Source organism: Synechococcus sp. WC101 (assembly GCF_047461555.1).
In the GTDB taxonomy this organism is placed as follows: domain Bacteria; phylum Cyanobacteriota; class Cyanobacteriia; order Thermostichales; family Thermostichaceae; genus Thermostichus.
This window is the reverse complement of the sequence record NZ_JANSHG010000003.1, coordinates 12,206-33,890: the sequence shown is the minus strand read 5'-3', so window position 1 is coordinate 33,890 and position 21,685 is coordinate 12,206. Positions and strand designations below refer to the sequence as shown.

The window sequence follows — 21,685 nt, the reverse complement described above, 5'->3', positions numbered from 1 at the left end:
TCTGTTGATTGGGTTGTGCCCCGGTATACATGATGTTTGGGGAGCACTCATTGCCCTCAAACTGGACAGGGTACCAAAGTAGGTTGCCCAGACGTTCAAACACGGGTAACATGGCCTTCCGGCTTGCAGAGGTCCACCCGCCAAATACGGTGGCCACCTTGTCCTGCTGGATAAGCTTCTAAGCTTTCTGAGCGAAGGTAGCAGGATCCGAAGCTCCGTCCTCCACCACCGGGATGAGCTTCCGCCCCAGGACCCCACCGCGGGCATTGATCTCCTCTATAGCCAGCAAGGTGGCGTTTTTGACGGTTACCTCGCTAATGGCCATAGTGCCGGTAAGGGAGTGGAGTACGCCCACCTTGACCTCGCCTTGGGCAAGGCCTTGGGCGAGGCTCAGACCCACCAAGCTAACCACCCCCAGTACCCCTAGCAGTACCCCTAGTAACCTCCAGCCTTTTCCCATGTGTTCCTCCTTCCGAGTCGGACTTCAGGTCCGACCCTAGTGGAAAGCATAAAGTTGCATTAGCCAAGCTGACAGTATGCAACGATACAGTTAGCCAATACTTCGCTGACAGTATGCTATGTGTAAGCGTTTGTGTACGGGTTTAAGCGGGCGGTGGAGGTGTTTGCCCAGGGTCTGGGGGAGGCCCTGACCTACCTGGACTTTCCCGGGGTCCACCAGCGGCACATCAAGAGCACCAATGTGCTGGAGCGGCTTATCCGTGAGGTGAAGCGGCGGAGTTTCCCCGGCGAGGGGAGCCTGGTGAATCTGGCCACGGTGGTGATGCTGAGGGCCACGGAGGACTGGGCTTTCCGGCGTTATGGACATGGACCCGCTTTGGGCCGCGGAAGAGAAACCCACAAAAATCGCGACTTGACCGCAAAGTTTTCCGCTTCAACCAGAGGTGCCTTCAGTTGGCGTAGTTGGGCTACTCACCCTGCTTGTCTCCTCTTTGGCCAGCTTTTACCCCTGAGAAGGGATCTCAGCAGGATCTCAGGTGCCGGCAGTAGAATTGGGTGGAAAACTTAGCCCTTGGCAGAGTCCATGGCCATGCGGCGGGATTTACAAGAGCTGGTCATTTCCCCTTTTCTGGTGGAAAACCTTTCTGGGGTACCCATAGCCTGGCTGTACCGACCTCGGCCTATCCGTCGCTGGAAAGACCGGCTGCGCCAGTTCTCCGCCTTTTGGAATCTACTGGGCCTGCTGTTGGTGCTGGATTTGTTCTGCCGTTTCTTGACCTTTTGGTCAGGGGGATCCCTGCTGACCTTGGTGGGGCGAATTTTGATCCCTGGCCTGCGCAGCAGTTGGGAAAGTTGGCTGGTGGAATGGGGAATCCTGGCAGCCATTGCCGCTTTGGGCCAAGCCTATTGGATTTTCCGCAGCCGCCGCATGCCGCTCTTGCTGAACTTGCTAGAAGAAGTAGATCGCTACAATCGGCTCATTCAAGCCATTCACATCAACGATGAATTGGTAGAGGCGGGCAATCCTGAGGCCAAGCTGCCCCAGCGGGATCAGATCATCGAGACTCTGAAGCGGACTCGCAGCGACCTAATCCGCGCCTTGAAAACTGAACGGATCTTGCGGCAGAACAAAGACTTTATTGAGCAGCAAAGGGAGTTCTTCGGCGACGAGCTGGCAGCTCTGACTGCGCTCCAGCTAAGAGAACAGGCCAGCGAACAGTCGCAGCTTTTGGATGCTGCTTTGCAAATTGCCTTGCAGGTGCGCTCCCAACTAAGCCAACTGCAGAACCGGGGAGCAAATTGTTCCCAAGACAAAGATCAAGCTTCAGACAAAGCTCGAGACAAAAAAGATTAAGACAAAAAAGATTAAAGCGAAGACACAAGTTACAGCTATTTCGACCAGGATACTGCACTGATATTGAAGTAACCAAAGCCTTGGACTACGGGAAAGTCGTTGTGAGGCTCTTTGTCGCCTTGATCTCCACTTTGGGAGAGGGTTTAGATCTGCCTGGAAAAGCGCTGGAGACTGTCGCGAAGCCCAGGGATCTTCCTTCTCGGCAATGCCCTAAAAAATGTCCTGACTCAGCAGCTTAGCCAAGCGCTCCAGGCCCTTTTTGACCTGTCGGGAAACGGTAACGGCACTGATCCCCAGCCGCTCTGCTGTTTCTTTTTGGGTGAGGTCGTAGAAGAAAACAAATTCCAAAATCTGTCGGGTGCGCTCCTCCAGCTTGGCCAAGGCATTTTGCAGGCGGATGCGATCTTCTTCGGCCAGTTGAAAGCTGCGGTAGCGCTGATCGGGAATGGTATCCCCCAAAGCAACGCTGTCTTCTTCAACTTGTACGGGAGCATCTAGGCTGAGCAAAAGGCTGTTTTGTTGGGCCAGCTCCAGCTCTCGCCATTCCTGCTCCGTCAGTTGTAGGGCTTCCCTCACCTCCGCCTCAGAAGGAGAACGGCCCAATTCTTGTCTCAGGCGCGCGATCACCTTCTTGGCTTGTCGCTGCAGCGTCGCCCAGCGGCGTGGGATCCGTATTGTTGGGCTTTTGTCTCGCAGGTAGTGTTGAATTTCTCCGCGAATGTAGGGCATGGCAAAGGAGCTAAAAGCCAGGCCGCGGCTGATATCGAAGCGCTCGATGGCTTGGATGAGCCCTATGCAACCCACTTGCACCAAGTCGTCGTATCCTTCGTCGCATTGGTTACGCCAGTGGTGGGCTTCTTTGCGCACCAAGCCCAGGTTTATTTCCACCAGCCGGTTGCGCAGGGCTGGATCCCGAGTCTGGTGGTAGAGTCGCAACAGTGCAGCAGTTTGAGCTTTAACATCTTCATATTTGGATGCCATAGACGCACCCACAGCTCCGGATCCAGAATCCCCAGCACCAGCTTTGGCAGAAAACAGGGGAGCCGCGGCTGTCGATGGCGCCGGCGGCTCGGAGTCGTCGAGAGAAGGCTGCTGAGGAGCCGTTAGCATAGACAACTACTTTTTTTCTTTTTGAGCTGAAGCCATTCAAGGTTGGATTCAGCACCCAAACAACTCAAAGGCAGAGGATGCCAGGCGACCCCCATTCTCCCTAGGCCAGACTTCTGCTGGAACCAACCGCGAAGAAGCTTGCAGGCAGACAGTATCAGGTTGTAGCCGTGAAAATGCTACCAGATGTTAACAAGAACACAGCTTGCCTCCGAGATCTGCCAGGAGCTGGAGCGTTCTTAGCTTACTGGGTTTTCCGCCGCAAGCAACAGCATCCCTACGGAAAATCAGCAGCTTTCTTCAGCAAAAGAGCCGAATTTCTCTCCGTCATTTGGCGGAATCGCCGGATTGCTGCTGCTGGCTCACTTTGGAACCTCAGAAGAAATCTAGGAAGCAGGGGATGGAGCCGTTCGCGTCAGGGAGGTAGAGTTCGTGTCGGTTCCAAGGCCGGAGAGGGCTGTCAGGAAGGCCGTAAAGCTCGGCTCACCGCGAATGAGGTCGAAATAGGGCTCAGAGGCGAGCAAGGGGCGGTAGCGTTCCGGCTGCAGGCGCAGGGCTTGCTCCAAGGCTTGCAGGGCCTGGGGCACCTGGCCTTCCCAGGCGCAGCAGCAGGCTTTGGCGTAGTGGGCCTCGGCATCGTCGGGATCCATCTGCAGGGCTCGGTCAAAACTCTGGATGGCCAGCCCGTAGAGGTTCAAGTCCATCAGCACCAGGCCGCGCTGCACCCAGATCTGAGAACGCCGGGGATCCTGCTGCAGGGCGCGGTCGTAGCTGTTGAGAGCTTCCATCCAGTTGCCCAGGCGGTGGTGGGCGAGGGCGTGGCCGGCCCAGAGAGAGGCCGACTCCAATCCCAGTTGCAGAGCCCGTTCATAGCTGGCCAGAGCCTCGGCGTAGCGCTCCAGGTGCACCAGGGCCAGCCCGCGACTTTGCCAAACCCGGGGATCGCTGGAATTGATGGCCAGGGCCTTGTCGTAGCTGTTCACCGCCTCCTGCCACCGCTCTAAGGAGGCCAAGGTCAGCCCGTGCAGATGCCAGGCTTCCCCGCTGTCGGGGCGGAAGGTGAGAACCTGCTCGTAGGCGCGTAGCGCTTCTTGGTAGCGGCCCAGTTGCCGCAGCGTGTTGGCCTGGTTAAAGCGGGCCTCGAAAAAATCCGGCCTCAGTTGCAAAGCCCGCTCGTAGCTGGCCAGCGCCTCCTGGTGACGGCCGAGATCGTCCAGCAGAGAGCCGCGGTTGTTCCAGGCTTCGGGAAAATCCGGCTTCAGCTGCAGGGCCCGGTCGTAGCTGGCCAGGGCGGCTTGGGCCTGCCCCATTTGGTCGAGGGTGGTGGCGCGGTTGTACCAGGCAATGGGATCCCGCGGCCGATCTCCCACCGCCTGCTCGAAGGGCTGCAGTTGGGCCGCCTGTTCCGCCGTAAGGGCAGAGAGGTCAATCGCCGTTGCCGGCAAAACAGTTGTCGAGTCTGGGGGAGCAGCTCGCTGCTGTCGCCGCAGCCGCCAGGCCCAGCCTCCCACCAGGAGCAACAGGCCCACTCCCAGCAGCAGCGCGCCCAAGTCGGTCGAGGCAGTTGCCAACGCCATGACTCACTTCCCCTCTGCGCGCCTCTACATCATCACCAAAAACGGCAGGGGATCGCTGGGCCCTGCCGGCGAGATCAGCTCGATGCGCTTTTCGCCGGGGTAGGTGCTGGGATCGATCTCAAAAGTCACAGTCAGCGCCTCGGCAGTGGCCTGCACCGGCTCTTGGGAGCGCCCCAAGGGATCCCCGAAGCTAACCCGGATCCCCTTGCCCGCCGGGCTGATCCGGATCTCCGTCACCTGATCCAGATGGGATCCCTCCAGCGTACAGACAATAACATCGCCCACAAAGGCCTCTAAAGGCCAGCCGCGTCGTACTTGGGGTCTAGGCATGCTTACTCCCTCTCCCGCTAGGGGCTGCTCTAGATCCTCCCCTCGGCTCCTAAGCACCCCAAAGATCGGCGGCAGCTCCAAAACCCTGGGGAGGAACTACCTGATGTTTAGCCCAAAGTTGTTGGCATGACAAATGGGTACCGACCCTGCGAGGGTAGCGCTGGTCCAGCCCTTTTGCGGGAGAGGAGGCTCGGAGGTTGGCAGCGGTGCCGTCCCTCGCAACAGCAAGTCTTGACCAGGGCCAACGCTCACCAGCCGCGGCACCTCCTCCAGGCTATCGGCCACGGCAAACAGCACCCGCCCTCGCGCCTGGGGATCCCAGTCCAGCAGCTCGGCATACCCCAGGGCCGGCGGTGGCTCCCAAACCTGTACCGGTGGGATCCTGTTCGAGTCGGCGGGCAAGGGCCAGATCACCGCCCGATCCCAGCTCAAGTCGGTCTGGAACCAGCCTGCGTACTCCCGCGCCAGCAGGGTGTTGTCCTGCCAGGCCAGAGGCAGGATCATGGCAAAATCCAATGGCTCAACGGGGTCGTACACAGACGCCGCAGCTTGATAGATCACTTGCAAGGCTTGGGTACGAGTGTTCTTGGCAAACAACACACTGGTCAACCGACTGGTCTGAGGCGTGGCAACCAAATCCAGACGAGTGTACACCTGCCACTGGGGATCCGGGGCCGGCAGGGGCCGGCTGCGCAACAGGCCCACCAGCGTACACTGCCGTTGCCGCGCCTGCTCCTGCAAGTCGTATACCCACTCCCACGGGATGGGCAAGGCAGGAGAAGAGATTGCTTCGGGGGCAGCCGACATTATGTCTTTTATGTCCTTCGGCCAGGCGGCGCTCCCCTCCGCCCAGACGATCCAAACCGCCACAAGGGCTCCCCCCAGTTGCCCCAGCCAGTTTTGCCTGAGCCGGCTCCCCATCTGCTCCACCTTCCGTCTTCACTGCGGTTCAAGCCCTGTCTAGGCTAGGTTAGTGCTCCTCCGCCAGCCGTACCTGTACCGACTGGCCATGGGCGGGCAGCCCCTCGGCTTGCGCCAGAGCTTGGATCGCGCCGGCCACCTCCTGCAGGGCTGCCGAGCCGTACTGGATTAGGCTGGAGTGCTTCAGGAAGGTCTCCACTCCCAGCGCTGAGGCGTAGCGGGCCGCCCCCGCTGTGGGCAAGGTGTGGTTGGGGCCGGCCAGGTAGTCTCCCACCGCTTCTGGGGTGTAGTGTCCCAGGAAGATCGCCCCCGCGTGGCGAATGGGATCCAGCAGAGCCCAGGGATCCGCCACCTGCAGCTCCAGGTGTTCCGGCGCAAACTGGTTGGACAAGTTGACCGCTGTGGCCAGATCCGGCACCACCGCGATCAGGCCGTAGTTGGCCACCGCCTTCTCCACCAGCAGACGGTTGGGGTGGGCTTCCATCTGGGTGGTTACAGCCTGCTGCACCTGTTGGGCCAGCTTGGGATCGGGGGTCAGGAGGATCGCGGCTGCTAAGGGATCGTGCTCCGCTTGGGCCAGCAGATCGGCAGCCACGTAGAGGGGATTGGCACTCTCGTCGGCGATGATCAACACCTCGGAAGGCCCCGCCAGCGAGTCGATCCCCACCGTGCCGTAGACCAGCTTCTTGGCCAGCGTCACATAGATGTTGCCGGGGCCGGTGATCACGTCCACCTTGGGGATGGTCTCGGTGCCATAGGCCAAGGCCCCAATAGCCTGGGCCCCGCCGACGCGATAGATGGTGTGGATGCCCACTTCTTGGGCGGCCACCAAAATAGCCGGGCTGATCCCCTTGCCCCCCAGCCCGTCGGATCCCGGCGGGGTCACCATGACAATCTCGGGCACCCCCGCCACCTTGGCCGGAATGGCGTTCATCAACACCGTGCTGGGATAGGCGGCCCGCCCTCCTGGAATGTAGAGGCCAGCGCGATCCACCGGGCGGTACTGCTTGCCCAAGACGATCTCGGGGCCGGGAAAGCTCACCCAACTGCTGGGCACCCGCTGCCGGTGAAAGGCTTCGATGCGCTGTTTGGCCAAGCGCAGGGCCGATAGCAGTTGCGGAGATACCGCCTGGTAGGCTGCCTCCAGCTCAGCCCCCGACACCTTTAGCTCGGCTACGCTCAGCTCCACCTGGTCGAACTCCGCCGTGTAGGCCAGGAGAGCGCGATCCCCCTGGCGGCGTACCGCTTGTAGGATCTCCCGCACGGTTGCCTCGCGGTGCAAGTTCTGGTCAGCCTGAGTGCGCTCCGAGATCCGTCTAAGCTCGGCTTCAGCCTCAGCTAGCTGGGTGACGATTCTCAGCATGGCAACTCCTTCGCTTAGCGTGCCGTAAGCAGATGGTAGCGAGGGATCCGGTGGCATCGCGGTAGCAAAGCAGATCCTCGCTGCACCGGTTCGCAGTGACCAGAGGAGCTACCCTCGGTCAGGGATCCCGTCTGCACCTAGCGTGATCCACGGTGGCTATGGTCATAGCTTAGCCTGGATTTTCCGCGGCCAAGAGCCGCCCAGCCTTTGCGGGGCGGGGGTGTTGTGGCCTTAGGGAGCATGTCAAAAGCGCAATTCCGCCGATTTGATTAAATTGCGAAAATCGTGGATCACCTCTTCGCAGCGGCGGAAAAAAGCCAGCACCCAGTCCCGCAGCACCTTTTGTTGAGATTCGTCCAGCTCCTTGAGGGTGCCCTTGTAGTGGATTTGTCCGCTGCGCTCGATCTCGAACTGATGGAGCCACTCGGCTGAGGATCCCTGGCGTTCCACCACTTCCTGCCGCGCCGCCTTCCAATAGTTGACGATCACCGCCTTGCCCAAATAGCCGCTTGTGATCTGGCAAAGACGATTGAGAGATTGCACGAAGACATCCATCTCCATGCGGCTGCCTGTCGCTGCCGGCTGGGTCGCCTCCTCCCTTGGTGTGGGCTTGCCTTCTGCTAGGGTGGAGCTGGGTTGGGTAAGGTTCCGACCCGTCTCCGCCTGGCTGGTCAACAGGCGCAAGGTGGCCAAGCCCTTTGGCGTATCCTGCTGCAGCTCGGCTCGCAGGCGGTTCACGGCCAAGGTGTAAACCGGCATCACCAGCTCGTCATTCACCGCCACCAGCAGCGCCCATTCCGGCCCAAGGGGGTAAACGAAAACCCGCTGCTCGGCAAACTGAAAGTCAAAATAGTCAAGTCCTGGGGGCATGGTCTGCAAAACTTGAAACAGCCCTTCGGTAAGGGCTTGCTGCTGTCGGCTATCCAAATCCTGAAAAGAGCGGTAGAAGAAAGGGCGACCTGCCCGACTCAAGAGCGCCACCCCCATCACCCCACGGATGGACAAAAAACTGTCGAGCGTTTCCTTCTCCATGCCTACTCAACTTGGATAACACTCTTACTCTTATCCTGACTTAGATTGCCCGAGGGTGGGCGAGCACAACCAACCGAGAGCTGGATGCTCGATGTTTGGGATTGATGTTTGGGATTTAGGAAATGCACCGGGACAAAAACGCCTCGATCCGTCCCACCGCCTCCTCCAGACGGGATCCCTCTGCCACCAGGGCAAAGCGGACGTAGCCTTCCCCACTGGGGCCAAAGCCAGAGCCTGGAGACAGGGCAACGCCGGTGGCCCGCACCAAGTCTAGACAAAACTGGGCCGAGGAACCGCGGTACGACTCCGGCAAAGGCGCCCACAGGTACATGGTGGCCTCCGGCAGGGGCACGGGCCAGCCGATGCGGTGCAGAGCCGCCACCGCGATATCTCGCCGCTCGCGGTACACTTGCCGCCAGTGATCCAAAAAGCTGTCGGGAGCTGCCAAGGCCGCCGCCGCCCCCCGCAGGATGCCCTGGTAGGGGTGGAAGTCGATGGTGGACTTCACCAGGCGCAAAGCTCGGATCAGCTCGCGGCTGCCGATGGCATAGGCCACCCGGAACCCCCCCATGTGGTAAGACTTGGAGAGGGAAAAGAACTCGATGGTGCGGGTCTTGCCGGGATCCGCCAGCAGCGCCGAGGGAGCCACCTGGCCGTCGAAACGCCAGTCCACATAGGGAAAGTCATGGGCCAGGAAGATATCGTGCTGCTGACAAAATTGCAGCGTCTCCTGCCAAAACTCTGGGGTGACGGTGGCGGTGGTGGGGTTGTGGGGATAGCTCAGCACCAACAGCCGCGCCCGACGGCAGATCTCCGCCGGGATCTCATCCCACTGGGGCAGGAAGCGGTTTTCCGCCCGCAGGGGCAGATAGTAGGGGATCCCGCCCGCCAGATGGATCCCGCCCCCATGGGAGGGGTAGCCCGGGTCGGTGATCAAAGCAACATCCCCGGGATTGAGCAGGGCCAGCGGTAGGAGAGCCGTTCCCTGCTGGGATCCGATCAGCGGCAGCACCTCAGTTTCTGGGTCGATCTCCAGGCCGAACTTCCTGAGATACCATTGGGCGCAGGCGGCGCGAAACTCGGCCGTATCGTGGAACAGGGTGTAGCCATAGGTGGAGGGATCTGCCAGGGCCCTCTGAATGGCTGCCAGCGCTTCCGGGGGCGGGGGCAGGTCTGAGGAGCCCAAAGAAAGGTCGATGACATCCAAGCCCGACCGGCGCGCCTCCCACTTGGCCTGGTCTAGCTGGTCAAAGACATTGGAGTGCAGCGGCTCCAGTCGTTGGGCGAAGGCAGCGAGCATGCGACAAGTCCCGGTTGGCTATTCCTGAATCCCCTTAGGGATTGCTGCCGGCATTAGAAGAGCTGGGGGCAGAGGGCCGTGTGGCCGCTGCCGGGCCACGGTCGAAGATCTCGATGTTCCACTGGCCGCGACCGTTGCTCTCAAAGGCGATAAAGCGGCCATCGCCGCTGATGGTGGGGTTGCGCACATCTCCCGGTACCCGGCTGCTGATATTCTCAACGCGGCGGGTTTGGCGGTCGTAGAGAAAAATCTCCGATTTGCCCAGCGCATTGGACACGTAAACGATGTAGCGGCCGTCGGCGCTGATGTCGGGCGAGGTGGCGGCCACGTCGCTGGAATTCAGGCCGGGCAAGTCCACCAGCCGCTGTTCCACCGTGTCGTAGAGAAAAATATCCTGGCTGCCGCCGCGGGCGGAGGAAAACACCAGGTAGCGACCATCCCCGCTGAAGGAGGGCTCCCCATCGGGGAAGATACTGTTGAGGCCGCTGCCGGCCAGCGTGGGGCGCGGCGTGCGAAACCCTGCCGGGCCACAACCGAGCAACAGGAGGCTCAAGCCGGCCCAACACCACCTGCTTGCCCAGCGGGTTGGGCTGCGTGGAATCTGGCCATCGGTCAGCATTGCATTGCCCCTCCAATTCTTCTCCATCATACTCAGTTGGCAACTCGGCTCGGCTAGAGTTCTACCTCGACGCCCTTCCAGAAGGCCACGTAGCCGCGGATGTTGGCTGCAGCCGGCTTGGGATCCGGGTAGTACCAGGCGGCGTCTTTGTTCTCCTGGCCGTTGACCACCAGGGTGTAGTAGCTGGCTTGTCCTTTCCAGGGGCAGGTGGTGTGGGTGGAGCTGGGCTGGAAGTATTCCCAGCGCAGGGATTCCGGCGGAAAATAGATGTTGCCTTCCACGGTTTCGTAGCGGTCGGTCTCCGCCACAACCACCCCGTTCCAGATGGCCCTCGGCATGAAAAACCTCCTGTCGCAAACTCCCAGTTCTCAACGTTATTTTTAAAGTTGCAGATCCCGGCAAGGCCAACTGCCTTTCTTTGAGATTAGCGTTTCTGCTTATCGTCATCGTTGTCGTTGAGGGTTGACACCCGCCCCTGCCGGGCTGTTCTCCACTGCTATTGAGCGTCACTGCCATGGCTCGCCGCAACACCCTAGAAGATGACCTCAACTACCAGCAAGCCAAGCGCAGCCTGCGCCAGTGGGTGGCTCAACTGGATCTAAGCCCCCAGGAGATGGCGGGTTTGGAAGGGGAGCTGGAGAGCCTGCAGACGCTGCTGGACAAGCTGGAAACCGAGGTGATCCACATCGCTGCCTTTGGCCTGGTGGGGCGGGGCAAATCTTCTCTGCTCAATGCTTTGCTGGGGGAGCCGGTCTTCCAGACGGGGCCCACCCACGGCATTACCCGCACCCAGCAAGCGGCAGCTTGGAACATCAGTTGGGAAACCCGCCCCCAATCCCCCTTCTCTGCAGCAGCCCTGCAGGGATCCCGTCTGCCCCCTGCCTCGGTGCAGTCGGTTCAGGTTAGTCACTGGCAGGGATCCCGTCTGGAGCTGATCGACACGCCCGGCCTGGATGAAGTGGACGGCGAGGAGCGGGCACGGCTGGCCCAGGAGGTGGCGCAGCGGGCCGATCTGATCCTCTTTGTGGTCTGCGGGGATCTGACGCGGGTGGAGTTTGAGGCCCTGGCGGCCCTGCGGGAGGCGGGCAAGCCCATGCTGCTGGTGTTCAACAAGATCGACCAGTACCCGGAGGCGGATCGCCAGGCCATCTACGACAAGATCCGCAACGAACGGGTGCGGCAACTTCTTTCTCCCGACGAGATCGTCATGGTGGCGGCCTCCCCGCGCGTGCCGCGGCTGGTGCAGAGGCCAGATGGCAGCTTCGGCGTGGAGATGGAGATCGGCCCCCCCCAAGTGGACGCCCTGCGCCTGAAGATCCTGGAGGTGCTGCACCGGGAGGGGCGCTCCCTGCTGGCCTTGAATGCCCTCCTGTTTGCCGATCGCGTCAACCAACAGGTCATCGAGCGCAAGCTGCAAAGCCGCGCCCAGCAAGCCCAAGACCTCATCGCCGCCGCTGCCCGCACCAAGGCGCTGGCCGTTGCCCTCAACCCCGTTACCCTGCTCGATACCTTGGGAGGGCTGGCCCTGGATATTGCCTTGATCCTGCGCCTGTCCCGCCTCTATGGCTGGCCCATGAGCAGCGCGGGAGCCGCACAACTGCTGCAGAAGATCGTCCTCAGCATGCTCAGCCTGGGGGCAGGAGAATGGGTGGCGCTCTTGGGCCTGGGATCCCTGAAAACCTTGCTGGGGGGATCCCTGCCCTTCGCTGGAGGATTCTCCCTAGGGGCCTACGGTTCGGTGGCCCTGACGCAAGCGGTCTTGGCCGGGTTTTCCTGCTACGCCATCGGGGAGGCGGCCCGTCGCTACCTGGCCCAAGGAGCCAGTTGGGGGCCAGAAGGGCCCAAAGCCGCCATTGCCCAAATTTTGGCCGATTTGGACGAGACCTCCATTACCGCGCGCCTCCGGGAAGAGATCCGCAGCAAAATCGGTTCGGCGCTGCTTTGAGATCCTACAGTCGAGAAGCCGAGCCCCTTGCACCCATGACCTACTGTTTTGGCATCCTCACCCGTTCTGGCTTGGTGATGGCGGCAGATTCCCGCACCAACGCCGGGGTGGACTATGTCTCCACCTATCAGAAGCTGTTCGACTTTTCCGTGCCCGAAGAACGGGTGATCCTGATCTGCACTCTGGCAACCTGTCCATCACCCAGAGTGTTCTAACCGAAGTGCAGCGGGATCTGCGCCAGCAGGAAAGTGCCAATCTCCACACGTTTCCCCATCTCTACGACGTGGCCCGCTACCTGGGATCCAAAATTCGTTACATCCAGGAGCAAGACCGACCCTGGCTGGAAAAAGACGGCATCGACGCCCAGTGCAGCCTGTTGCTGGGAGGACAGATCTGCGGCGAGGAGCCGGCCCTCTTCTTGAGCTACAGCCAGGGCAACTGCATTCAAGCCACCCCAGAAACCCCTTTTTTGCAAGTGGGGGAAACCAAATACGGCAAGCCCATCCTGGACGCACCCTCTCCTACGAAACCTCGCTGGAGGACGAGGCCAAATGTGCTCTCCTCTCCATCGACTCCACCATGAAATCCAACATCTCCGTCGGCCCCCCCATCGACCTAGTGATGGTACAAGCGGATCAGTTCAAAGTCTCCCAGCGCCTGCGCCTGCGCACCGGGGATCCCTACCTGGCCAAGATGCGCAAGCTCTGGGAGAGCGCCCTCAAACAAGCCTTCGACCAAATGCCGCCCATCGAGTGGAACCACTCAGACCCAGCGGATGCCGATCAAGAAGAGCTGATCGACTGAGGGGGGGAGATTGGTAGGATAAGGTATCCCTGCTCAGCCCTTGGTATGTCAGCCCACACCTTTCAGGACTTGATCTTTCGCCTGCAGCAGTTTTGGGGGGAGCAAGGCTGCCTCATCCTGCAACCCTACGACCTGGAAAAAGGCGCCGGCACCATGAGCCCCCACACGTTTTTGCGCGCCCTGGGGCCGGATCCCTGGCGGGTGGCTTATGTGGAACCTTGTCGCCGCCCCACCGATGGGCGCTACGGCCAAAACCCCAACCGTCTGCAGCACTACTTTCAGTACCAGGTTCTGATCAAACCCTCCCCCGACGACATCCAGGAGGTGTACCTGGAGAGCCTGCGGGCCCTGGGCATTGACCCGGCAGAACACGACATTCGCTTTGTGGAAGATGATTGGGAATCTCCCACCTTGGGGGCTTGGGGTGTGGGCTGGGAAGTGTGGCTAGATGGCATGGAAATAACCCAATTCACCTACTTCCAGCAAGTGGGCGGGCTGGATTGTCGCCCCGTTTCTGTGGAGATTACCTACGGCCTAGAGCGCCTGGCCATGTACCTACAGGGGGTGGACTCGGTTTTCGACCTCTGCTGGGGTGAGCACCCTTCCCTAGGCCGGATTACCTATGGGCAAATCTATTTCCAAAACGAGGTGGAGCAGTCCTACTACAACTTCGAGTATTCGGATCCCGAGATGCTGCTGGAGCTGTTCCGCCTCTACGAAGCTGAAGCCAAGCGCCTGATCGAAACCACACAGCAGAAGCTGCAAAAACAGGTGCTTCCCGATCGGCTGGCGGTGTCGCTGCTCCTGCCCGCCTACGACTATGTGCTCAAGTGCTCCCACACCTTCAACCTGCTCGATGCCCGCGGCGTCATTGCCGTAGCCGAGCGCACCCTCTACATTGGGCGCATCCGCAACCTGGCCCGACAATTGGCAGAGCTGTACGTTAGCCAAGCCGACCGCCCTGGATCCAGCTATGCCCTGCGGCAGCCGGAACCCACCCTGATCTCCAAAGGCGCCTGGGCTAATGGCTAGGGAAAAAGATCCCTGTTTTCGCTATGATGGGTGATCGGTATCAGCAGGCGCTGGCCTGCCGTGGCCACCCTTACCTTAGGATAATCGACACTCTCGTTTTCACCCTCTTTTCCTGACCAGTCCACCTTTATTCCGAGAAAAATCTTTATGTTTCGCCATCCCGTCACGCGGGTTTCCATCTTTATCGATGGGAACAATATGTTTTATGCTCAACAAAAAAATGGCTGGTTTTTCGACCCGCGCCGAGTCTTGGATTATTTTGTCAGGTCACAGCCCAACGTCGAGCTAGTCAACGCATTTTGGTACACCGGCATCAAGGATCCCAACGATCAAAGGGCCTTTCGAGATGCTCTGATCAGCTTGGGTTTTACGGTGCGCACCAAGATCCTTAAAGAGTATCGAGACGAAGACTCTGGCCGCTACTCCCAGAAGGCCAACCTGGATATCGAGATCGTCATCGATATGTTCAACACGGTTGGGCAATACGACAGGATCATCTTGTTTAGCGGCGATGGCGATTTTGAGCGGGCCGTTGAGCTGTTGCGCTCCAAAAACACTTTGATTACAGTCGTCTCCACTGAAGGAATGATCGCCCGCGAGCTGCGCAATGCCACCGATCGCTACATCGACCTCAACGACATTCGCCCCTACATCGAGAAGCTGGATAAGTAGGGCCGATCCCTCTACTCTCGAGCTGGCCCCACAGCTCCCCGGCGGAGTTGTCACAACCCACCTGAGGTCCTTCGGGTTTCTCCGCCTTGAGAGAAAGTCTGCTTGGTAAAATTGCTGCCACGCAAGCGACCCATCTGTTACACCGGCCATCGTCGGCGTTGCCGGGAAAAGCTGTCCCAGCCACTTTAACTTCTGGGCAACCTTGGCCCAGGCAGAGGGCCAAAGAGGCTAGCATTGTAAAAAATCTTTGCCCCAACCAGGTTTTTATGACCGACGTTCCCGTCTCCCGCATTCGCAACTTTTCCATCATCGCCCACATCGACCACGGTAAATCCACCCTGGCCGACCGGCTGCTGGAGGCGACCGGCACCGTTTCAGCCCGCGAGATGAAGCCGCAACTGTTGGACAACATGGAACTGGAACGGGAGCGGGGCATCACCATCAAGCTGCAGGCGGCCCGCATGAACTACCGCGCCCAAGACGGCCAAGACTATGTCCTCAACCTCATCGATACGCCGGGGCATGTGGACTTTACCTACGAAGTCTCCCGCTCCCTGGCCGCCTGCGAAGGGGCGCTGCTGGTGGTGGATGCCTCTCAAGGTGTGGAGGCGCAGACCCTGGCCAACGTCTATCTGGCCCTGGAGAACAACCTGGAGATCATCCCGGTCATTAACAAAATCGACCTGCCGGGGGCGGAGCCGGAGCGGGTGATCGCCGAGATCGAGCAGGTCATCGGCCTCGATTGCAGCGGAGCGATCTTGGCCTCTGCCAAAATGGGCATCGGCATCCCAGAGATCCTAGAGGCCATTGTGCAGCGGGTGCCCCCGCCGCGGGATACAGTGGCGGATCCCTTGCGGGCCCTAATTTTCGATAGCTACTACGACTCCTACCGCGGCGTGATTGTCTATGTGCGCATCATGGATGGGGAGGTGAAGACGGGAGATAAGATCTGCTTCATGGCCTCCGGTCGGGAATACGAAATTACCGAGCTGGGGGTGATGCGCCCTCATCAAGAGTCCGTTGCGTCTCTCCATGCTGGGGAAGTGGGCTACATTGCCGCCGCCATTAAAAGTGTCGAGCACGCCCGTGTCGGGGATACCATCACACTTGTCCATCGCAAGGCCTCTGAGCCTCTGCCCGGCTACAAAGAAGCCAAGCCGATGGTCTTCTGCGGCCTCTTCCCCAGCAACTCCGATCAATACGCCGAACTCAAAGAAGCTCTGGAAAAACTGAAGCTCAACGATGCCGCCCTCTACTTTGAGCCGGAAGTTTCCCCTGCGATGGGCTTTGGCTTCCGCTGTGGTTTCTTGGGCCTGCTGCACATGGAGGTGGTGCAGGAACGCCTGGAGCGGGAATACAACCTGGATTTGGTGATCACCGCTCCGACGGTGGTGTATCAGGTTACCCTCAACGATGGCTCTGTGATTCGGGTAGACAATCCCAGCAAGCTGCCTCCCCCCAACGAGCGCACCAGCATTGAGGAGCCGATTGTGAGGGTAGAGGTGATTCTTCCTGAGGAATTTGTCGGTACCGTGATGGAGCTGTGCGAGACCAAACGCGGCACCTTTAAGGACATGAAATACCTGGCGCAGGGTCGAACTACGCTCGTGTATGAGCTACCGCTGGCAGAAGTGGTCACCGACTTTTTCGATCAACTGAAATCTCGCACCCGCGGCTACGCCAGTATGGATTACCAAATGGTGGGTTACCGCGCCGACGACCTGGTGCGCTTGGACATCCTCATCAACGGCGACGTGGTGGATTCTCTGTCCACCATTGTGCATCGGGACAAAGCCTTTTATGTGGGCCGGTCTTTGGTAGCCAAGCTGCGCGAGCTGATCCCACGCCACCAGTTTGAGGTGCCCATTCAAGCAGCAATTGGCTCTCGGGTGATAGCCCGCGAAACTATTCCTGCCCTGCGCAAAAATGTCCTGGCCAAGTGCTATGGGGGGGATGTGACCCGCAAGCGCAAGCTGTTGGAAAAACAAAAGGAGGGGAAAAAGCGCATGAAGGCGGTGGGAACCGTCGAGGTGCCCCAAGAGGCGTTTATGGCGGTGCTGAAGTTGCAAAATGACTAGCCCGGTCTTACGGCGGGAAGAGGTGTTGGCCTGGCTCCAGGAGCAGGTGCCCCCCCCTCGCCTTCGCCACATCTTGGGGGTAGAGGCGATGGCCCGGCAACTGGCAGCTCACTATGGGCTGGATGAGCAAAAAGCTGCTTGGGCAGGGCTGATGCACGACTTGGCCAAGTCCTTCCCCCCGGAGCAACTGCTGCAGAGCGTCGCTCAGGAGCGGGAGTTGGACGAGATCGAGCGGGCCGAGCCCCACCTTCTCCATGCCGAGGTGGGATCCCTGCTGGCACGGGAGCGATTTCAGGTGCAGGATGCGGAGATCTTGGCAGCCATCGCCAACCACACCCTGGGACGGCCCGGCATGGATCCGCTCAGTTGTGTGGTTTTTGTAGCCGATGCTCTGGAACCCAACCGCGGCAACAGTCCGGAGCTAGAACATCTGCGACGACTAGCTTTTGTAGATTTATCTAAAGCTGTGGTGGGGGTTTGCGATCTCAGCCTGAGATTTCTGCTAAACCGGTATCAGGTGATCCATCCACGCACACTCATGACTCGGAATCATTTTCTGCTGCATCCTTTGGGTAAAAAAGGTTCGGAGGAGATTGTGTCTCCAGTCAATTCAGTCGTTTCAGGAGGGTTTTAGTTGCTACAGTCCATGCCTGTCCGTGCCAGGGATCCCATCTATCGCATGGCGTTGAGCGCAGCTCGCGCAGCAGAAGAAAAAAAAGGCGGCGACATTGTCCTGCTGGATGTATCCCAAATTTCCACGTTGGCGGATTACTTCCTTTTGATCAGTGGCTACTCGCTTACGCAAGTACGGGCCATTGCCCGAGCAATCGAGGAAAAGGTTTGGGAGGAGTGGCAACAGAGTCCGCGCCGCATCGAAGGTCAAGAGTCAGGCTCTTGGATACTGATTGACTATGCCGATCTCATCGTCCATGTGTTCATGCAGGAGGAAAGAGACTATTACGACCTGGAATCTTTCTGGATCCAGGCTCAGCGAGTCGATTTGCCAATAGCAGGCTAGACATAGTTTTAGATCCTTAGATCTTGGCAGCTTTTCAGAGCTTGTAGCCAGGCGAAGAGTTGCTCCGCTTAGCTCTTCAAGTGGGTGTCTTTGCCAAACGAAAGTGTTAGCCGATCGTCAAGAAATGTGTAAACTTCTTAATAGTCCCATAACTTCCTACATAGTTACGTGTTAGCGTATTGGAGGAGGAGTAGCTGGGTAAGATCTTCTTCCCTCTTGCGGTTGAGTTTCTATAGTCTTTGTTAAATGGCCTACCCTGTCCTTCTCAAAAAGCCGATAATTTTTCGTTGGTACCGGATACCAGCGAAGAGATTTTCCGGCTGCTGATTGTTGGCTGCTTTCAGCGGCAGAGGGGAGGGCAAACGGGGCAAATAGAGGGGGCTAAGGATTGGCCGCAGGGGAGATCTTAGCAGACAAATCCACAACCTCTTCCCGCTGGTGGACTGGATCTGCCGCCGGCTCAGCTATCCGGCCTGTAGGCAAGAGTCCGAGGCAAAGAGCGGCGAAGGAGGAAAGGAGAAAGTTGCACTTTTTGTTTAATGCCTGTTTTAAGAGCGACGGGGATTTTTAGGAGAGACAAATGGAAAAGATGTTGGTTAATATCGTTGAGTACCTGGCTTTGGGAGAACTGGAAAATGTCCTCTGTACTGAGCACCCCCATCAGCAGGTTTTCCACGATGCCAGGGAGCGGGAAGCGCTGATGCAGCAGATCTTAAACCGGGTTCCTGCTGTTTATATGTGGCTGGCTGCCGATGAGTGTCCCAGCCGCGATCAGCTCAACCCTTCTGAGCTGGAATTGCTCCGCTCGGTAGTGCGGGAGGTGGTCAATCAAAAGCTGCAACAAGCTTCTTTTGGCGTTGATCCCTATGCGGGATCCATGTCGGAAGCCTTCTACGGGTAGAGGGAAGATGGGCTTAGGCTAGACTGCAAGAACGCTACCTTGCCCTGGTATGTTGCCCGTTTACTATTCTGAGACTTTTCTCCGCCACGACGCCGGGCCGTTTCACCCCGAGCGTCCGGCTCGCCTGCAGGCCATTGTCAAGGCGCTGCGCGGTGCCTCTTTCGCCGAGCATCTGGAATGGCGGGATCCCCCCTTGGCCGATCTTGCACAACTGGAGCGGGTACACCCGCGCTGGCACATTCAACGGGTGGCCGAGTTGGCTGCGGCAGGAGGGGGTCGCCTCGATGCCGATACCGCCGTTTCCCCAGCGAGCTTTGAGGCGGCGCGGCAGGCAGTTGGAGCCTGGATTGCTGCTTCGGCCTCGGCTTTGGCCGCGGCTCAGCCTGCTTTGGTGCTGTGTCGCCCGCCGGGGCATCACGCGGAGCCGGAACGGGCAATGGGGTTTTGTCTCTTCAGTAACGCCGCCATTGCCGCCCTCTGGGCCCTGGATCAGCCGGGGGTGAGGCGGGTAGCCATTTTCGATTGGGATGTGCACCACGGCAACGGCACGCAGGCGGTGGTGGAGCGTCACCCCCAACTGGCCTATGCCTCTATCCATCAGTTTCCCCTCTACCCTGGCACGGGCTTGGCCGAGGAAACCGGGATCCACGGCAACCTCTGCAACGTGCCTCTGCCTGCCAGGTCAGACTGGTCGGTCTACAAAAAAGCTCTCGATGAGAAGGTCTTGCCGTTTTTGCGGGCCTTCCAACCGGATTTGCTGCTGGTGAGCGCCGGCTTTGACTGTGCCAAAGGGGATCCCTTGGCCAGTATGCTGCTGGAGCCGGAAGACTTTGGCCGCATGGCCCACCTCTGCCTGGAGGAGGTGACCCGCAAGACCGTCTTCGGGTTAGAAGGGGGCTATGACCTGGAGAATCTGGCCCGCGGCTGGCTGAGCCTGGCCCAAGCTTGCCTGGAGAGCTAGCCCTTCCACTTCACCTTGGGCAGGATCTGCCGCACATCCACGCGGTCTTTGTACTTGAGGGCGAAGTTGAGCAGCGAGTCCAAAAGCGAGTCAGATAGGTAGTGGGGTTGTAGGCCCAGGTCTAGGAGCTTGGTATTTTTGGCGTTGTAGTAGTGCTCCTCCAGCTCGACACGGGGGTTTTCCAAGTAGTTGATTTCCACCTTCAGGCCCATGGCGGCTCCGGCCTTTTGCACCATCAGCGCCAGTTGCTCCACGCTAAATTGCTCGGTGAACTGGTTCATCACCCGGAACTGACCTGGCTCAGGAGGATTGGCGATGGCCAGCTCCACACAGCGCACCGTATCGCGGATATCCAGGAAGCCACGGGTTTGGCCCCCCTTGCCGTACACCGTCAGGGGGTGGCCCACTGCGGCTTGAACGCAAAAGCGGTTCAGGGCCGTGCCGAACACGCCATCGTAGTCGAGGCGGTTGATCAGCACCTCATCCATGCCGGTTTCTTCTGTTAACACGCCGTACACCACCCCTTGATTGAGGTCGGTAGCCCGCAGGCCCCAGACGCGGCAGGCGAAGTGGATGTTGTGGCTGTCGTGCACCTTGGAGAGGTGATACATGGAACCCGGCTGTTTGGGATAGGGCAGGGTATCCTTGCGGCCGTTGTGCTCGATGGTGATGTACCCCTCCTCGATGTCGATGTTGGGGGTGCCATACTCGCCCATGGTGCCCAGCTTCACCAGGTGGCAGTCGGGAAACTCCTCCTTGATGGCGTAGAGGATGTTCAGGGTGCCCACCACGTTGTTGACCTGGGTCATCACCGCATGTTCGCGGCTAATCATCGAGTAGGGAGCAGAGCGCTGCTCGCCAAAGTGGACGATGGCCTCCGGCTCAAAGCGACGCATGCAAGAAATGAGGGCCTCGTAGTTGGTGACGTCGCAAACGAAAATGGGAATATCCTTGCCGGTCAGCCCCTTCCAGCGATCCACCCGCTGCTCGAGCTGGGCAATGGGCGTCAGGGTAGAAACCCCTAGTTGCAGATCCCAGAGGCGGCGCACGTAGGAATCGAGAATGGCCACCTCATAGCCCCTGTTGGACAGGTGTAGGGCCGTTGCCCAGCCGCAGTATCCGTCACCACCAATAACCAGGACTTTCATCGGGGAAGCAAAATTCGGCTGCTCACGAATCTACCAAGTTATGGCACCGAAGACAAATACCCTGGGATCCCACTTTTAATCGCGGATTGGGCCGCCAGATTACTCGACCTGAGGAGGGTTGGCCAGGGTGTAGACGGTGGTCTCAGCAGCAATGGCACGGCGCAGGTGGGCGGGAACCTGGTAGAGTCCCAGGAGGGTGATGCCATCGATGAAGCGCAGCGCTCCGCGGTCGGGATCCAGGTGTTGGGCCAGGATCTGGTCGACCTGTTCGGGCTCCGGCCTGGAAGAGATGGGATCCTGGGCTGCCAGGGCAAACCCCAGCGGCCCGCCGTAGGTGGGGGCGTAGATAGCGTAGGGCTGCACAGCAGCAAACACCGTTTTCAAGGTGTGAACGATGCGAGTGTGCTGCCACAACTCCACTGGACCCGTCGGCCCAGCTTGGATGACAAAAGCCCCAGCGGTCTGCAACTTGGAGCGAACCTGGCGGAAAAACTCCTGGGTAAAGAGGCGGTAGGCCGGGCCGGCCTCAACGGGATCCGACAGATCGGAAAGGATCGCGTCCCAGATCGGCTCCGTCTGGCCAAGAAAGTCCAAGGCGTCGGCGATCACCACCTCTGCCCGCGGATCCGCAAAGGATCCTTGGTGCATTTCCGGCAGATGCTCTCGACAGGCTTCCACCACCTCCCCGTCGATATCCACCATCACCACTTGCTCCACCGAGCGCCAGCGCAGCACCTCCCGCAGCGTCGCCCCTTCCGCACCACCCAATATCAACACTCGCCGCGGGATCCCACCCGCCTGGACGACCTGCACCAGGGCCGGATGAACCAGAGCCTCGTGGTACAGGAATTCGTCCGCCGTGGTGGACTGCCAGTGGCCATCCAGCATCAGGCCCTTGCCATAGGCTCCCGTCTCGGCGATCAGCATCTCCTGAAAACGGGTTTTTCGGTAGGCCAGAATGCGCGTGATGGCACGGGCAGTGTAGTCCCAGGGGGTGAAGTACTCCTGCGCCCAGAAGAAGCTCTTTGGGGTGTTCATAGGACACCTGACAAAAAGTGGCGGGA

The 21,685-nt window shown here is 59.5% G+C and carries 21 protein-coding genes and 2 pseudogenes; 11 read left to right on the top strand and 12 right to left on the bottom strand.

What is annotated here, in order from left to right:
• Nucleotides 1-460: pseudogene (locus NW809_RS00495) on the bottom strand (transporter substrate-binding protein); the annotation flags it as partial.
• A 132-nt stretch (nt 461-592) separates the two neighbouring features.
• On the opposite strand from NW809_RS00495, the gene NW809_RS00490 reads away from it, so the two are divergent.
• Nucleotides 593-1,027 (top strand): transposase, encoded by a 435-nt coding sequence (locus tag NW809_RS00490; RefSeq protein WP_414401308.1) that lies wholly within the window; start codon nt 593-595, stop codon nt 1,025-1,027.
• A gap of 15 nt (nt 1,028-1,042) precedes the next feature.
• The gene (locus tag NW809_RS00485) at nt 1,043-1,813 is read left to right on the top strand and encodes a hypothetical protein (protein WP_414401307.1); all 771 of its coding nucleotides are present in this window, start codon (nt 1,043-1,045) and stop codon (nt 1,811-1,813) included.
• Nucleotides 1,814-2,023: 210 nt separating this feature from the next.
• On the opposite strand, the gene NW809_RS00480 is transcribed toward NW809_RS00485, so the two are convergent.
• From NW809_RS00480 to NW809_RS00440, 9 genes are all read right to left on the bottom strand, one after another.
• Nucleotides 2,024-2,794, bottom strand: coding sequence for an RNA polymerase sigma factor SigF (locus NW809_RS00480; RefSeq protein ID WP_041438097.1), 771 nt, complete (start codon nt 2,792-2,794; stop codon nt 2,024-2,026).
• Between the two features lie 512 nt (nt 2,795-3,306).
• The gene (locus tag NW809_RS00475) at nt 3,307-4,497 is read right to left on the bottom strand and encodes a tetratricopeptide repeat protein (protein WP_414401306.1); all 1,191 of its coding nucleotides are present in this window, start codon (nt 4,495-4,497) and stop codon (nt 3,307-3,309) included.
• A 24-nt stretch (nt 4,498-4,521) separates the two neighbouring features.
• The gene (locus tag NW809_RS00470) at nt 4,522-4,827 is read right to left on the bottom strand and encodes a hypothetical protein (protein ID WP_011429496.1); all 306 of its coding nucleotides are present in this window, start codon (nt 4,825-4,827) and stop codon (nt 4,522-4,524) included.
• Between the two features lie 96 nt (nt 4,828-4,923).
• Complete coding sequence (locus NW809_RS00465) at nt 4,924-5,748, bottom strand: hypothetical protein (protein WP_041438096.1); 825 nt, start codon at nt 5,746-5,748, stop codon at nt 4,924-4,926.
• Between the two features lie 49 nt (nt 5,749-5,797).
• Complete coding sequence (hisD, locus tag NW809_RS00460) at nt 5,798-7,111, bottom strand: histidinol dehydrogenase (RefSeq protein WP_011429494.1); 1,314 nt, start codon at nt 7,109-7,111, stop codon at nt 5,798-5,800.
• A gap of 243 nt (nt 7,112-7,354) precedes the next feature.
• Nucleotides 7,355-8,143, bottom strand: a complete 789-nt coding sequence (locus tag NW809_RS00455) for a hypothetical protein (protein WP_414401305.1) — start codon at nt 8,141-8,143, stop codon at nt 7,355-7,357.
• Between the two features lie 115 nt (nt 8,144-8,258).
• Nucleotides 8,259-9,443, bottom strand: coding sequence for an LL-diaminopimelate aminotransferase (locus tag NW809_RS00450; protein ID WP_414401304.1), 1,185 nt, complete (start codon nt 9,441-9,443; stop codon nt 8,259-8,261).
• 34 nt (nt 9,444-9,477) lie between these two features.
• Nucleotides 9,478-9,996: a TolB family protein gene (locus NW809_RS00445; protein WP_041438852.1), complete on the bottom strand. Its 519-nt coding sequence runs from the start codon at nt 9,994-9,996 to the stop codon at nt 9,478-9,480.
• A gap of 119 nt (nt 9,997-10,115) precedes the next feature.
• The gene (locus NW809_RS00440; RefSeq protein WP_011429490.1) at nt 10,116-10,400 is read right to left on the bottom strand and encodes a DUF427 domain-containing protein; all 285 of its coding nucleotides are present in this window, start codon (nt 10,398-10,400) and stop codon (nt 10,116-10,118) included.
• Between the two features lie 176 nt (nt 10,401-10,576).
• Between NW809_RS00440 and NW809_RS00435 the strand changes: the two genes are divergently transcribed.
• From NW809_RS00435 to NW809_RS00395, 9 genes and pseudogenes are all read left to right on the top strand, one after another.
• Nucleotides 10,577-12,007, top strand: a complete 1,431-nt coding sequence (locus NW809_RS00435) for a DUF697 domain-containing protein (protein ID WP_099812415.1) — start codon at nt 10,577-10,579, stop codon at nt 12,005-12,007.
• Between the two features lie 35 nt (nt 12,008-12,042).
• A pseudogene (locus NW809_RS00430) lies at nt 12,043-12,811 on the top strand (peptidase).
• A gap of 45 nt (nt 12,812-12,856) precedes the next feature.
• A complete protein-coding gene (gene glyQ, locus NW809_RS00425; RefSeq protein ID WP_011429487.1) occupies nt 12,857-13,843 on the top strand; it encodes a glycine--tRNA ligase subunit alpha in 987 nt (328 codons plus the stop codon).
• A 147-nt stretch (nt 13,844-13,990) separates the two neighbouring features.
• Nucleotides 13,991-14,515 carry an NYN domain-containing protein gene (locus NW809_RS00420; RefSeq protein WP_011429486.1) on the top strand — a complete coding sequence of 175 codons (525 nt, stop codon included), beginning with the start codon at nt 13,991-13,993 and terminating at the stop codon, nt 14,513-14,515.
• 266 nt (nt 14,516-14,781) lie between these two features.
• Nucleotides 14,782-16,593: a translation elongation factor 4 gene (lepA, locus tag NW809_RS00415; protein WP_011429485.1), complete on the top strand. Its 1,812-nt coding sequence runs from the start codon at nt 14,782-14,784 to the stop codon at nt 16,591-16,593.
• Complete coding sequence (gene yqeK, locus NW809_RS00410; protein WP_011429484.1) at nt 16,586-17,227, top strand: bis(5'-nucleosyl)-tetraphosphatase (symmetrical) YqeK; 642 nt, start codon at nt 16,586-16,588, stop codon at nt 17,225-17,227. The genes lepA and yqeK overlap by 8 nt, the downstream gene beginning before the upstream one ends.
• A gap of 12 nt (nt 17,228-17,239) precedes the next feature.
• Nucleotides 17,240-17,611, top strand: a complete 372-nt coding sequence (gene rsfS, locus NW809_RS00405; RefSeq protein ID WP_041438093.1) for a ribosome silencing factor — start codon at nt 17,240-17,242, stop codon at nt 17,609-17,611.
• 580 nt (nt 17,612-18,191) lie between these two features.
• Entirely contained in the window at nt 18,192-18,512 is a 321-nt protein-coding gene (locus tag NW809_RS00400) for a hypothetical protein (RefSeq protein ID WP_011429481.1), read from the top strand.
• Between the two features lie 49 nt (nt 18,513-18,561).
• Complete coding sequence (locus NW809_RS00395) at nt 18,562-19,473, top strand: histone deacetylase (protein WP_414389675.1); 912 nt, start codon at nt 18,562-18,564, stop codon at nt 19,471-19,473.
• Here NW809_RS00395 and NW809_RS00390 read toward each other — a convergent pair.
• Together NW809_RS00390 and NW809_RS00385 are read right to left on the bottom strand one after the other, a co-directional pair.
• The gene (locus NW809_RS00390; RefSeq protein WP_011429479.1) at nt 19,470-20,621 is read right to left on the bottom strand and encodes an NAD-dependent epimerase/dehydratase family protein; all 1,152 of its coding nucleotides are present in this window, start codon (nt 20,619-20,621) and stop codon (nt 19,470-19,472) included. The two genes, NW809_RS00395 and NW809_RS00390, sit on opposite strands and share 4 nt — an antisense overlap.
• A gap of 99 nt (nt 20,622-20,720) precedes the next feature.
• Complete coding sequence (locus NW809_RS00385; RefSeq protein ID WP_011429478.1) at nt 20,721-21,659, bottom strand: polyamine aminopropyltransferase; 939 nt, start codon at nt 21,657-21,659, stop codon at nt 20,721-20,723.
• Nucleotides 21,660-21,685 lie beyond the last annotated feature (26 nt).